General features: G+C 43.1%; 16 protein-coding genes. 4 read left to right on the forward strand and 12 right to left on the reverse strand.

The window, feature by feature from the left end; genetic code table 11:
* The first annotated feature begins 59 nt into the window (after positions 1-59).
* Positions 60-734, forward strand: a complete 675-nt coding sequence (gene crp / locus Q91_RS10105; protein WP_015006799.1) for a cAMP-activated global transcriptional regulator CRP — start codon at positions 60-62, stop codon at positions 732-734.
* On the opposite strand, the gene trpC is transcribed toward crp, so the two are convergent.
* The 7 genes from trpC to Q91_RS10140 form a co-directional block, all read right to left on the reverse strand.
* Entirely contained in the window at positions 731-1528 is a 798-nt protein-coding gene (trpC, locus tag Q91_RS10110) for an indole-3-glycerol phosphate synthase TrpC (protein WP_015006800.1), read from the reverse strand. The genes crp and trpC overlap by 4 nt on opposite strands.
* Entirely contained in the window at positions 1521-2558 is a 1038-nt protein-coding gene (gene trpD, locus Q91_RS10115) for an anthranilate phosphoribosyltransferase (protein ID WP_015006801.1), read from the reverse strand. Before trpD ends, trpC begins: the two co-directional genes overlap by 8 nt.
* A gap of 3 nt (positions 2559-2561) precedes the next feature.
* The gene (locus tag Q91_RS10120) at positions 2562-3155 is read right to left on the reverse strand and encodes an aminodeoxychorismate/anthranilate synthase component II (RefSeq protein WP_015006802.1); all 594 of its coding nucleotides are present in this window, start codon (positions 3153-3155) and stop codon (positions 2562-2564) included.
* A complete protein-coding gene (gene trpE, locus Q91_RS10125) occupies positions 3155-4657 on the reverse strand; it encodes an anthranilate synthase component I (RefSeq protein ID WP_015006803.1) in 1503 nt (500 codons plus the stop codon). Before trpE ends, Q91_RS10120 begins: the two co-directional genes overlap by 1 nt.
* 113 nt (positions 4658-4770) lie before the next feature.
* A complete protein-coding gene (locus Q91_RS10130) occupies positions 4771-5463 on the reverse strand; it encodes a phosphoglycolate phosphatase (RefSeq protein WP_015006804.1) in 693 nt (230 codons plus the stop codon).
* On the reverse strand, positions 5460-6134 hold the full coding sequence (gene rpe, locus Q91_RS10135; RefSeq protein WP_015006805.1) for a ribulose-phosphate 3-epimerase: 675 nt from the start codon (positions 6132-6134) through the stop codon (positions 5460-5462). Before rpe ends, Q91_RS10130 begins: the two co-directional genes overlap by 4 nt.
* A 90-nt stretch (positions 6135-6224) precedes the next feature.
* Positions 6225-6452: a DUF2835 domain-containing protein gene (locus Q91_RS10140; protein ID WP_015006806.1), complete on the reverse strand. Its 228-nt coding sequence runs from the start codon at positions 6450-6452 to the stop codon at positions 6225-6227.
* Between the two features lie 151 nt (positions 6453-6603).
* Here Q91_RS10140 and Q91_RS10145 point away from each other — a divergent pair, with 151 nt between their 5' ends.
* Genes Q91_RS10145 through Q91_RS10155 form a run of 3 tightly spaced genes read left to right on the forward strand, consistent with a single transcriptional unit; the run spans position 6604 to position 8648 of the window.
* Entirely contained in the window at positions 6604-7410 is an 807-nt protein-coding gene (locus Q91_RS10145; protein ID WP_015006807.1) for an alpha/beta fold hydrolase, read from the forward strand.
* Between the two features lie 13 nt (positions 7411-7423).
* On the forward strand, positions 7424-7888 hold the full coding sequence (locus Q91_RS10150; protein WP_015006808.1) for a CopD family protein: 465 nt from the start codon (positions 7424-7426) through the stop codon (positions 7886-7888).
* 49 nt (positions 7889-7937) lie between these two features.
* On the forward strand, positions 7938-8648 hold the full coding sequence (locus Q91_RS10155; protein ID WP_015006809.1) for a DUF445 family protein: 711 nt from the start codon (positions 7938-7940) through the stop codon (positions 8646-8648).
* 24 nt (positions 8649-8672) lie between these two features.
* Here the strand turns inward: Q91_RS10155 and Q91_RS10160 are convergent, their stop codons facing one another.
* The 5 genes from Q91_RS10160 to djlA form a co-directional block, all read right to left on the reverse strand.
* Entirely contained in the window at positions 8673-9308 is a 636-nt protein-coding gene (locus tag Q91_RS10160) for an OmpA family protein (protein WP_015006810.1), read from the reverse strand.
* Positions 9298-10140 (reverse strand): motility protein A, encoded by an 843-nt coding sequence (locus Q91_RS10165; protein WP_223253213.1) that lies wholly within the window; start codon positions 10138-10140, stop codon positions 9298-9300. The genes Q91_RS10160 and Q91_RS10165 overlap by 11 nt, the downstream gene beginning before the upstream one ends.
* 162 nt (positions 10141-10302) lie before the next feature.
* A complete protein-coding gene (locus tag Q91_RS10170; RefSeq protein ID WP_015006812.1) occupies positions 10303-10785 on the reverse strand; it encodes a YajQ family cyclic di-GMP-binding protein in 483 nt (160 codons plus the stop codon).
* Between the two features lie 87 nt (positions 10786-10872).
* Positions 10873-13428, reverse strand: a complete 2556-nt coding sequence (locus Q91_RS10175; RefSeq protein ID WP_015006813.1) for an EAL domain-containing protein — start codon at positions 13426-13428, stop codon at positions 10873-10875.
* A 64-nt stretch (positions 13429-13492) separates the two neighbouring features.
* Positions 13493-14269 (reverse strand): co-chaperone DjlA, encoded by a 777-nt coding sequence (gene djlA / locus Q91_RS10180; protein WP_015006814.1) that lies wholly within the window; start codon positions 14267-14269, stop codon positions 13493-13495.

Here is a 14269-nt window from a genome sequence, read left to right on the forward strand (position 1 = left end):
GACCACCAAAAGGCTTACGACGTAGGTTATTTCAAATAATCTCTGTTACACTTTGGGGAATGAGCACAAAAAAAAACCTTCTTAATTTTTCTGGTATGTCGGATGAAACCTTTGCTAGGTTTATCCGCTTTTGCCACCGACACGAATACCCGAATAAAACAGATATTATTCAGCCCGGCGATGAGATAAACACTTTATATTATTTTATTGAAGGGTCCGCCTACGTATGCATCGATGAAGTCGATGGTCACGAATTTATTCTCGCCAATTTAAGTCGCGGAGACTTCCTTGGCGAAGCGAGTTTTTTTGAACCGACCCTGACACGTGACAAACAAAACGTTTACGTTCAAACCTCTTCTTCCTGTCAGCTTGCGGGCATTAGTTATAACCGCTTAAACTCTTTACTTAAGAATGAGCTCCAAGCAGATAGCAAAGAAATTATTACCGTACTAGGCCGCCAATTGGCCAAGCGTCTATTGCAAACCAGTCGCAAAGCTGGGCGTTTAGCATTCTTAGACGTCAGCGGCCGTGTTGCTCGAACATTAATCGACTTAACCGAGGCCCCTGAAGCGATGACCCACCCCGATGGCATGCAAATTAAAATTACGCGACAAGACCTAGGCCGAATGGTCGGCTGCTCACGTGAAATGGCTGGTCGAGTTCTAAAAACAATGGGCGAAGATGGATTGATTGAAGTCAGCGGCAAAACAATCTTGGTAAAAAAGGCTCGCTAAGCAATTAGCCTTTTTAAGGCCTCGCCAGGATCATCGCAACGCATAAAGGCCTCACCTATCAAGAAGGTATGCACCTGATGCTCTTTTAGCATGCTAATGTCTTCAGGTTTGTGCAGGCCGCTTTCACTGACAACAATAATGCCATCAGGAATATGCTCCAATAAGTCCACCGTGGTTTTTAATGACGTGTCAAAGGTTCTTAAATCCCTGTTATTTATGCCAATCAAGGCTAAATCCAACCGTAACGCACTCTCTAACTCATCCGCATCATGAACTTCTACCAGCACATCTAAACCTAACTCGCCAGCTAATTGATACAAGCCCTGTAATGTCTCATCATTAAGCGCAGCAACAATTAATAAAATACAGTCTGCGCCGATCGCACGAGCCTCATACACTTGATAAGGGTCTACAATAAAGTCTTTACGAATAACCGGCAGCTTGCACGCTGTTCTTGCTTGTTTTAAATACGCTTCTGAGCCTTGAAAAAAATCCTTATCGGTCAGTACCGACAAGCAAGCAGCACCACCTGCTTCATAGCTGGCTGCTATCTCAGCTGGGTTAAAATTCTCGCGCAACAAGCCTTTACTCGGTGACGCTTTTTTTACTTCAGCAATCACCGCGGTTTCACCGTTACTCAGTTTTTTCTTAATCGATTTAACAAAACCACGAACCGGCGAAGCCTGTGCAATTTGCTGCTTTAAATCATCAATAGAAAAACGCTCAAGCCTCTCGGCAACCTCTTGGTGCTTACGCGCTACTATTTTTTTTAGAACGTCGGGGGTATCACTCATCTTTAAAGCCTTGTGTTTTCTCTTTTAGTTCAGCCATTTTTTGCAAAGCTTTACCGTTGTTTATGGTCTCAAGCGCCAATGCAACACCAGACTTAATGCTGTCTGACTTACCACAAACATATAGTGCGGCACCCGCATTAAGCGCAAGCATGTCCGCCGCCTTTTTACCTTCTGTTGTTTTTTGTAAGCCCAGGGCATCGTTTATTAAAGCCAGTGACTCACTAGCACTGTTGACCGTTAAGCCAATTAAGCTTTGACTCGCAACCCCCATTTCTTCAGGCGTTATTTTGTATTCAACAACATGTCCATTTTTTAATTCTGCGACGTGTGTTGGAGTGGCTAAACTAATTTCGTCCAGCCCATCTTGCGCATGCACCACAAGCACACGCTCACTGCCTAATCGCTGCAAAACATTCGCGATAGGTTGGCATAAAGCTTCGTTAAACACCCCTATCACCTGCGACTTTACGCCAGCTGGGTTTGTCATTGGCCCCAACATATTAAAAATGGTTCGTTGAGATAATTCTGTACGCGGCCCAATAGTATGCTTCATCGCACTATGGTGCGCGGGGGCAAACATAAAGCCGATACCCACCTGTTGAATACACTGAGCCACCTGCTCTGGCGTTAAACTTAGGTTGATGCCGGCTGCTTCTAGCACATCCGCACTACCTGTTGAACTGGATACCGAGCGATTACCATGCTTGGCCACTTTCGCGCCGGCTGCTGACACAACAAAAGCACTTGCCGTTGAAACATTGAATAAATTTGAACCGTCACCACCTGTTCCACAGGTGTCAACTAGAAAATCACCACTCACTGGCACAGTTGCTGCCAACTCACGCATCACAATAGCGGCACCTTCAATTTCGTCGAGCGACTCCCCTTTCATTCTCAATGCGACTAGAAAACCGCCAATTTGCGCCTCTGTTGCTGCACCTGACATAATCTGGCGCATAACATCGATCATCTCATCGGTAGCAAGATCTTGATGGTTAATAGCTGTTTCAAGCCCTTGTTTAATATCCATTGTTCAGACCTTGTATAAAAAGTTGTTTAATAAATCATGCCCGTGTTCAGTCAAAATGGACTCTGGGTGAAACTGTACACCTTCAACCTCTAACTCTCGGTGCTTAAAGCCCATAATTTCATCCATTTTACCTGTCTCCGTTTCCGTCCATGCTGTTATTTCCAAACAGTCTGGTAAGGAGTCTTTTTCCACCACCAATGAATGGTAACGCGTGGCTTTAAATGGATTACTTAAACCAGTAAAAACGCCGCTATTATTGTGGTGCATATCCGATGTTTTACCATGCATAATTTTCTTTGCGTGAACAACCTTTCCACCAAAAACTTCACCAATACTCTGGTGCCCTAAACAAACGCCTAAAATCGGCACAGAACCAGCCATTTGCTTAATAAGTTCAACAGAAATACCCGCTTGGGTTGGGGTACAAGGCCCAGGTGAAATCACTAACCGGTCGGCCTGCATCGCAATTACTTCATCAATAGTCGCTTGGTCGTTGCGCACAACATGCACATCGGCGCCTAGCTCAGCAAAATATTGCACCAAGTTATAGGTAAAGGAATCATAGTTATCAATCATCACTAATTTACATGTGGCCATTAACCTTCACCTTCTTCTAAACCATGTTTTGCCATCGCCACTGCTTTAAAAATAGCCCGTCCTTTATTCATTGTTTCAGCCCACTCGTTCTCTGGCACAGAATCATGCACGATGCCTGCGCCCGCCTGAATATTCAACTGCCCATCCTTTATCACTGCTGTTCGAATAGCAATGGCTGTATCTAAATTCCCCGACCACGACAGATAACCAACAGCACCCGAATAAATGCCGCGCTTAACCGGCTCCAACTCGTCAATAATTTGCATTGCCCTCACCTTTGGCGCACCACTAACGGTACCCGCAGGAAAGGTCGCTTCCAAGACATCAATAGCATTAAGGCCAGCCTCTAGTTGCCCTGTTACATTCGATACAATGTGCATAACATGAGAATAACGCTCAATCACCATTTTATCGGTTAATTCTACGGTACCTGTTTTGCAGACACGCCCCGCATCATTACGGCCCAAGTCAATCAACATTAAATGTTCGGCGCATTCTTTAGGGTCTGCCAGCAACTCTTTCTCCAAGGCCTCATCTTCTTCACGTGTCGCACCTCTCGGGCGGGTACCGGCAATGGGTCGAACCGTTACCTGCTCATCTTCCAAGCGCGTTAAAATTTCTGGCGATGAGCCAACAACATATGTATCGTCTAAGTTTAAATGGTACATGTATGGAGATGGGTTCAAGCACCGTAGTGCACGATACAAGTCTATTGGCGGCTCTTCATAAGGGATGCTCATCCTTTGCGATAAGACCACCTGCATCACATCGCCTTCAACGATATAGTCTTTTACCGTTTTAACCGCTTCTTGAAAGCCTTCTTGGGTGAACCCCGAAACGAACCCCGACTCATCAATCGCTGGTGATTGGCTTTGCCCAAACGTAGAACGTATTTCAGTAGTATTTAATTGAAGGCTAAGCTCTTCAAGACGACTCAAACCATCTTGGTAGGCAGTCTCCAGCGTTGGATCAACGTGAGTCACAATCATTATTTGATTGTTAACGTTATCAAAAATCAACACTTCTTCAGAAATCATTAATAAGATATCTGGGGAGCCTATTGGGTCTTCTTTTTTATTTTGCTGGCTGTTTTCTGCGACTTTTGGCTCGATATAATGAATAGTCTCATAACCAAAGTAGCCAACCAAGCCGCCACTAAATCGTGGCAGGCCATCAATATCCGGTATATTAAATGTCGATGCGTACTGTCTCACCCAATCTAAAGGGGCATCACTACTGAGGCTGTTTGTTAGTCGACCATTCGATTCCAAGCGAATGTTGTTACCCGTTATTTTAATCACTTCGTTACACGGTAGGCCAATAATCGAGTAACGCCCCCAATTCTCGCCACCTTGTACAGATTCAAAAAGATAACTATAAGGCCCATTAGCCAGTTTCATATAGGCGCTTAATGGGGTTTCTAGGTCGGCCAAAATCGTTTTCATCAGGGGAATTTTGCTATAGCCCTGATCGGCATATTGTTTAAATTTTTCGGGTGTCATCACACGGTCTCTTAATTACTTCATCAATGGTTTTAATGCTTCTGCTAAATCATTCAGCCGAACCGCCATCGTTTTTTCATTAGTTTTACATCACCCATATTTGGCACCTTCTCTTATGCGGCTTTTTCCAGCAACTGTGCTATTTCTGAAAAGTGTTGTATGACAACATCAGCACCTAATTGATGCACATCATCCTCACCGTGATAACCGTAACTGACACAAATGGAATAAAAACCAGCTGCTTGGGCCGCCATAATATCATTGACCGAATCACCCACCATAATAGACTGCTCAGGTAATACGTTAAAAAACTTCGCCGTCTCTAATAGTGGCATCGGGTGTGGTTTTCGGTGCTCAAAGCTATCACCGCAGACAACTTTATCAAAAAATTGGCTCAGCCCTATTTCCTTTAATAAAGGCAGCGTAAATTGTTCTGGCTTATTAGTAATACAGGCCATAGCTATTCCTGCCCGTTTGAAAGCAGCTAATGTGTCTTCCACCCCATTATAAAGCTCACTGTCGGTATTTAGGTTATCTGCGTAGTGCTTTAGGAATATTGGATAGGCTTTATCAAACAAGTCTTTCGGTATATCGCCATTAATATCCCCCGACAAGGCACGTTTTACTAGTACGCGTGCGCCATTACCAATCCAGCCACGCACGTTGTCTTGTTGTTGCGTTGGTAAATTTAACTCCGCCAATGTTAGTTGCACTGCTTTTGCTAAGTCAGGCACGCTATCCAATAATGTGCCATCTAAATCAAAGGCCACTAACTTTGTTTGGCAATTGTCACGCAATGTTTTCAAGCAACTGCCTTTGCTATTTTCTCACGCATAGCTGCAATAGTTTTTGCATAATCATCGGTGTTAAAGATGGCCGAACCAGCGACAAACATATCTGCACCGGCAGCGGCAATTTCACCGATATTATCAATCTTTACACCACCATCTACTTCAAGCCGAATATCAGCCCCACTCACATCAATACGTTGACGAACTTGACGTAATTTCTCCAACGTAGAAGGAATAAAGCTTTGCCCGCCAAAGCCTGGGTTTACCGACATCAATAAAATCACATCGAGCTTATCCATCACGTGATCTAGATAACTTAATGGCGTTGCTGGATTAAAAACTAACCCTGCCTTGCAACCTAATTCTTTAATGAGGCCTAAACTGCGGTCTATATGTTCAGATGCCTCAGGGTGGAAGGTAATATAGCTAGCCCCTGCTTTTGCAAAATCAGGAATAATTCGGTCTACTGGTTTGACCATTAAATGGACATCAATCGGTGCAGTTACGCCATGATTGCGCAGCGCCTCACACACTAATGGCCCAATGGTTAAATTCGGCACATAATGGTTGTCCATCACATCGAAATGCACGACATCTGCGCCTGCAAATAGCACATTGTCGACCTCTTCGCCCAAACGAGCAAAATCAGCCGATAAAATAGACGGTGCAATTAAGGGTGTTTTCATTTCTTAAGCAACTTTTTAATAAAGGAAGAAGGGTACCCGAATTTGCATTTTATTTCATCTCCATTAGCCCTATAGACCTTACATCGCGGCTTATCTTAACCGCCTAATAGATAAAAACTTTTGTTCTGCAGTAATAAGCATTTCAAACACACCATAAATTCCATCATGCGTTAAAAACTGTCGCACATTATCTGCCGAAAACTCTATTCGTCTTCCGTCGCTAGCGATGGTTGAGATTTTGTTCGCATGGCCTTTATAAACAGATAAATATTTTTCTGCTGAAATAGCCAATTTAAAGATTAACCGTTGATCTTGCATGCCCGTATTTTACCCATGTAAAAACTGTTTTCATATCTGACAAAAAACCATTGTATGAATTAGCAGTGCTAATACCTGCTTTAGTCTAGATTTTTTACGTACACTAATGCACCATGAGCACTTCAATTCATTCACATAATACTTCTCAACCATGCCTAAAAAACTATTACCTTTTTTAGCATTCAGTTTTGGTCTACTTGCTAGCGGTTTTGCATTTTGCGCAGACTTAGACAGAGAAAAGCGCATCGCAGAAAACGTCAAAGACAGTATTATCATTGGCGACATACTGACTTTAAAAACCGACAGTGTCGAGTTTTTGGGGCTACTTAATAATGAAGAGCCTGATCAGTTGCGCGGTAGTATTATTATTTTGCATGGCATGGGCTCAAACCCAAATGCACCACAAATCATTCGACCATTGCGTAGTCAACTGGCACAAATGGGCTGGGTCACCGCATCCATTCAACTCCCAATGGCTTCTGATGATGCCTCTATTAACGATCATTTAGCTTTAATTAAAGAAAGCGGCCCTAGAATCGAGTCGACCTTAAACTACATGCGTGAAAACTTTGACAACCACCCTTGCGTATTAATAGCACATAGCTTGGGTGGCATTATGGCAACAAATTTTCTAGCCCAACAAGACAAAAAAGCCTGTGATGCTCTTGTACTAATTGGCTTACCCACCTTGGCCTCTGACTTACCAGAAGCTCAAGCAACTGAACATTTAAGGGACTTATCCATCCCTGTTCTCGACATCTTTGGCAGCCAAGACCTTGATAATGTAAAAAAAACCGCTCCTATGCGAAAATTAGCGCTGGTTAAGAGCAACCCTCTTAACCGTCAAGTTGAAATCTCAGGTGCCGACCATCTCTTTACTGGTTTAAATGACACATTGGTTTTATCGATACATAATTGGCTTATACACGTTTTTAAACACCCTCTTCAATCACAATAAAAAAGGAATACTCATGATCTCTCTAGCAATTAGTCTGCACGCTTTATCTTCTGTTATTTGGGTAGGCGGAATGTTTTTCGCTTACCTTGTTTTACGCCCCAGTATTGCCACCCAACTTGATTCTCCTCAACAACTCAGCTTGTGGTCCACTGTGTTTGCCAAATTCTTCCCTTGGGTCTGGGTTTGCGTTGTACTACTACTTGGCACAGGTTTTTGGCTTATTTTCAATAAATTTGGCGGCATGAAATATGTTGCACCCTATGTTCACCTCATGATGAGCATGGGTATCATTATGGTGCTTATTTTTATGCATATCTTCTTTGCACCTACACGTAAATTAAAACGTGCCGTTACTGAACAGAACTGGGAAGGCGCGGCTAAAAGCCTAGGACAAATTCGTCTGTTAATTGCCATCAACCTTATCATTGGGCTGAGTGTTATCGTTATTGCTACCGCTGGCCGATACATGGTTGGTTAACGCGGACCTTTTGAGCAAAACCCTATCAATTAAAAAAACAGCCTGTCTTATGAACAAAAGTTTAGTCACCAATTTATTGGCAGTTGGCATTATTATCGCTAGTTTTTTTACCCCGCTATACACTGAGAATATTAGAGCCATTGGTGTCTTCGCGCTTTCTGGCGCAGTTACCAATTGGATTGCGGTTCATATGCTTTTCGAAAAAGTACCTTTTCTATATGGCTCTGGCATTATTCCTGCTCATTTCGAAGAGTTCAAACGCGGCATTCAAGACCTGATCATGCGGCAATTTTTTACGCAGGAAAATATACAACGTTTTCTACAGCGTGAAGAAGATGCCGCCCAACAGCTGTTTAATGTTGAACCACTTCTTGATCGGCTTGATTATGACCAGCTCTTTCAAGGACTGGTTGATGCGATTGCCGAGTCATCCTTTGGCAGCATGCTAGCCATGGTTGGCGGCGTTGCTGCGCTCGACCCTTTGAAAGAACCTGTGTGTAAAAAGATTCGCTTAACACTTGCACAGATGACCCAAAGCCCAGCATTTATCGACGCCATACATGAAGGCATTAATGCTCAGCAAATCAGCGGTGATTTAATCGATGACATTGAAGCTATTGTCGAAAAAAGGCTAGATGAATTGACACCCGATATGGTCAAAACCATTATCCAGCAAATGATTAAAGAACATTTGGATTGGTTAGTGGTATGGGGCGGCGTTTTTGGCGCGATGATCGGTTTTGTGTTTAGCCTTTTATAACAAACCGGTCACACCAATAATAGGTTACTCAGCAACCCGTAATACTAACGCTACGCGCCTATTTTTACTGCGCCCCTCGTCCTTTATATTGCTAGCTATCGGCCGAGTATCTGCATAACCAATAGCGCTTAATCGTTGTGGAGCAATACCACGACCGATTAAATACCGCGTGACACTCGTCGCTCTTGCAGATGATAACTCCCAATTTGATAAGAACCTTGGCGTAGAAATCGGCTGATTATCTGTATGACCTTCCACCAGAATATGCCAAGGGCGCTGCTTTAACATCAGCGCTATTTCATCTAGCACCCGCTCACCAGAGCGGCTTAACGTAGCATCTGCAGGGAAAAATAAAATACTATCGCTCATTGCCAGCTTAATAATATTTTGCTCTTCTACCACGCTCACCCGGTCTTTTAAATGACTAAGGTAAACCTGATCTAAAAAGGCACCGTTATCAACAGAGGGAGATATTTGCATGGCTTTAGCTGCCCGAGACTTTTCCTCTGCCGACTGAATGCCTTGTTGTTGATACCCGAGCAGCAAAACAAACAGTGTCACCATTAATAGCAATAGATCAATATAACTTACCGCCCACGACTCATTGTCCTCTACTGGAAGCAGCGTTTCACTAGACTGTGACCTTCGTTCAATCGACATGAGAGGCCATTAAAGGTAATAATTTAGACAGTCTACTTTTAGTGGTGGCTCTTTTTGTTTCAGGTTTTGTGTCTGCTGGTATTCCGTGTGCTTCTAACATGTCACGAATCACAAAAGGGTGTTTCTTTTGATACACCATCACCAAGCCTTCTAACAATACATTAAGGTGCGCGGCATGCTCTGCCGTAACTTTTTCCAATTTAATCGCCAGTGGCTTACATACCAAATTAGCAACAACCAAACCATATAATGTTGTCAGCAGAGCAAACCCCATTGTGACACCGACTTCATCCAAGCCTACATCGCCCAAACCATAAAGCATATGTATCATACCCAGTAAGGTTCCTAGCATCCCAAACGCAGGGGCATAACTCGACATTAAACGTAAAATCTGTGATTTTTCCTGATTGACTACTAGCAAACGAGCTCGCTCTTTTCGCAGGATAGTATCAATATCTTCTAACGAGGTTCTATCAAGAATAAGCTGGACGCCTTTCCTTAATAACGGCTGTTGCGCCAATTTAATTTCTTGCTCTAGCACTCGCAGTTGAGAGGAGCGATACAACTGCGCACAACGGAGCAATTGTTTAAACTCCGCACGCCCTTGAAACGCTTTTTCTTTCCCTTGAATAATATCAGGCAATTCGCGTAACAACTGCACTACTTTATGTTTCGGTTTGCTAAGCATCACAGCACATAAAGTACCACCTAACACTACCAGCAACCCAGGGACATTGATCAACGCAAACAAATGGCTAGGGGAAATCAACACAACTACCGAACCTAACAACATCAACAGCGTTACATTAAAAACCGACAAAAATCGCATCATCTAACCCTTTATTTATTAATCTTAATAAAAACAAAGCAATTGATATGCCTATTTATTTATTACATTAAAAAACAACTAGTTAGGAATTTTATTTACTTAAATAACTTATTTTATCTAGAGCAAAGAATATAGTCGCGGCAGCCGTTTGCCGGCCAGGCAATACTAATCGCGGAAATTCTTAAACTGTAATGGAATACCTAAGTCTTCCGCTTTTAATAAAGCCATTACCGCTTGTAACTCATCGCGCTTCTTACCCGTTACACGAACTTGTTCCTTTTGAATTTGCGCTTGGACTTTTAATTTTTTTTCTTTAATTAACTTGGTTATTTTCTTAGCCGATTCGCTATCCAAGCCTTCTTTGATAATCACTTTTTGGCGCACCCTTAAGCCTGATTCTTCGGCCTTCTGTACGTCCATACAGTCAACATCAACACCCCGACGAGATAATTTTATGCGAAAAATATCCAGCATCTGACCCAATTGAAATGTTGATTCACCACTTAGAACAACCTCATGTTGAGCTAATTCAAAAGAGGCATCAGTCCCTTTAAAATCAAAACGCGTACTCACTTCTTTGTTTGCCTGATCAACCGCATTGGTTAATTCGTGTGTATCGACTTCCGAAACCACATCAAATGATGGCATAGCACCTCCTGTTCATTGGATTAAAATACATTTAATTTTAACGAGTAGAGTCGTAGAACAACAGTTTTTTATCGCCCCACAAAGGCGTTAGCTTGAAAACACCTTTAATTGCAGTTCATCCAATATCGACAGCAATTCATCTTTGATCTCACGAAGTTCTGCACACTTTTCTTTTGCTTCTTGCTTATGATGCGCTTTATACAATTGTATAACTTGGTCGCCTACGCTGTGTAAACGCCGATGCAGCTTGTCTATAGCTCCAAAGTTGGCTAAGTGACCATACTGCTTTAACCCATCTGAATGATACCAAGCCCCAAAACGGCACCTATTTTCATCACTTAGTAGCGCTTTTTCAGCAGCTAATGTTTCGTCTTCAATTGGGTTCAGTACATTATTAACCCATTCACGAATGTCGTACTGCGCTACCAATAACGGAAACACCTTGAGATCCCATTCCGTTTCTGACCAAACGCTCCATCTCGCATCAGGTGTGAATTTTTCTGACCAAGCCATTACCGCTTCTGCCGGCATTGCCTTTGCGATCCCATCCCCTTGCGCAACATCACAGCCTAAACGCATCAAGAGCCCTCCCTGCTCAGCGGTTTCGACACCCTCTGCTAGCACCTCTCGTTCAAATGTCGTCGCTAAGCTTATAATCGCCTGCACAAGCGCCAGATCTTCTTTATCATTCAAAATATCACTTACAAATGATTGGTCTATTTTTAGCCTATCGGCAGGTAATCGCTTCAAGTAACCTAACGATGAGTACCCTGTACCGAAATCATCCAACGCAAAACGCACACCTAAGCCTTTACAGTTGTTAATAGCTGCCTGTACGTGTTGAATATCCCCCAGCGCTGCCGACTCTAGTATTTCTATTTCAAACTTATTTGGCTCCACATTGGCGTATTGTTTTAAGCTATCTCTCAATCGTCTATAAAAACTAGGCAAATGAAAATGTTTTGCTGCAATATTGACGCTCACCGTCCACTGCTTACCCTGCTTTTGCCAAACCGATAGTTGCTCTAATGCTGATGCTATCACCCATTCGCCCAAGCTGATGATTAACTCATGCTGCTCGATGATTGGCAAAAATTCCATTGGTAGTATCAGGCCTTTTTCAGGGTGTCGCCATCGTAGCAAACCCTCCATACCAACAACCTCAGCGGTTCTCATATTTACTTGGGGCTGATAATGCAGCTCAAACTCACCAGCCGCTAGTGCGCGCTCAATTCGCTTAATAACTTTTTCGGAATCATGCGCTTTTTGGTTCTGCTCCACATCAAACCAATGAATTCTATTTCGGCCTGATTGTTTAGCGTCATACATCGCCTGATCAGCTTGTCGCAATAACGTATCAGCATTTACTTTTTCACCCGAATAGTTTGCCACGCCAATACTGCAAGAGATTTCTATGGTTTTATTATCAATCCGATAAGGCGCAGACACCGCAGCTTTTAAACGATACAAGGCTTGCACTAACGCTGGTTTTTGACTTACCTCACCGATCAAAATAACAAATTCATCACCACCTAACCGGGCAACAGTATCCTCCTGGCGAAGTTGTTTTTTCAGACGGCTTGCCACTTCAATTAATAGTTTATCCCCTACTTCATGGCCATAAGTATCATTGACCGGCTTAAACTCATCTAGATCCATCATACAAACAGCCAAATTAGTGCCATGTCTCGATGCCAAATGAAGCGCCTGCTCAAAACGGTCTGTTAACAAGGCCCTATTAGGCAAACGCGTCAACATATCGTGCGTTGCATGCCATATCATTTCTTCACTGTAAGCTGAATGCTCGGTTGTATCGACGAGTGTAATGACACACCCCGTAGTAAACTCACCTGCCCCCTCTAGAGTAGACACCTTCCCATGCACAGGGACTCGTTGACCGCCTTTCGTCACAAGCATGACATTACGAGGGAGCTGTTCAACACTATTAAACGACCTACCTTCATCGCTAGAGTAATAACTCAGCAACGTATTCGAGGCTTTTTTTACTAAACAAACCACACGTTTAACCGGCACGCCTATCGCTTCTGAGTAATTCCAACCGGTCAATTGACAGGCCGCCTCATTTATATACGTCACCAGACCATTTTGTGATGCCGTTATGACTGCGTTATCGACGTGCTTCAACGTTAATTCGACGTGTTTTTTTTCAACCTGAAGCGCATTTTGCCAGCGCTGCTGGTGTGATAAGTCAGCCAGCGTCACCTGATATAAGGTTTGGTCGGACAAACCTAACAAGCTCATCACCATTTCCACAGGGAACTCGTCATCGCTATCAAATCTTTTACAGATGCATTGAATATTTGCACTACCTTTTGAAGTAGCCTCTTGCAGTAAATGGCTAAAAAGTTCTTTTGAAGCAACCCCATTCGGTTGACAGTCTGGCGCCAGCGAAAACAAATGAAGACCCAGTAACACATCTCGAGAAGCTGCATTAAACATCTGCAGCGCGGCCTTATTTAATTCAATCAAGCCGTCATCACAGTACACCATCATGGGGTTAAGGTTTAAATCAAATAATTGCTGATAATGACGAACATCATCGCTAAAGTATTGCGCCCCTCTCGTTGGTATTGATTGCAGATTGAGATTTTGTTCATCCATAAACGTTAAACCCTTAGCCATTCCATGGCGAAGCCTTATATATTTAGTGTATTGTCAATTGAATATAGCTCAAACATTAAAAAGCTCAAGCTGCCTTTCGAAGGTCTCTGATGGTATCGTAAGCTTCTGTGATTTGCTGCGTCTTTTCTTTTGCTATCTTCATCATCTCATCAGGTAAGCCTTTTGATACCAATTTATCGGGATGATGTTGGCTAATTAAGCGTCGATACGCTTTTTTTACTTCCGCATCGCTTGCAGACTCACTCACTCCCAGAATAGCGTAGGCCTCCTCTGGTGTTGATCGGCTTTGTTGATGCGCCCCCCGTCGTTGACTCGCTCCCAACATACGCTTTAGCTGCTCATATGCAAACTGAGGAATACCTAAACGTCCACAAATATGCGCTAATATTTGATCTTCCGCATCATCTAGCTCTCCGTCTGCATAAGCTGCTTGAAGCTGCACTTCAATAAACATGCGAATTAAGTTCTTTTGCCGCTGGCAGGCCTGTTTAAATTCATCCAGCTCGGCATCTAAATTAAACTCAGGGGCTTTTCCGCGATTAAATTCATTAACAGCCTCTTTTTTCATCGCCGCGGATAGCTCCATTTGAGCCATTACCTGCTGAGCCATTTGAATTTCTTCTTTAGACACCTGCCCATCCGCTTTAGCAAGGTGCCCCATGATCGCGAATGTAGATTTAAAAAATATCTTTTTTGTTCGTTGCTGGCGCTCTGGATCAAATGGATTCTGTGCCATACCTGTATCAAATTTATGACCAATATAGACACCCAGTAGCGCACCTAAAGCACCAAACGTCATATAACCAAAAACAGCGCCTAATAATTTACCCGTCCATCTCAT

It is taken from the genome of Cycloclasticus sp. P1, assembly GCF_000299965.1.
GTDB lineage: Bacteria > Pseudomonadota > Gammaproteobacteria > Methylococcales > Cycloclasticaceae > Cycloclasticus > Cycloclasticus pugetii.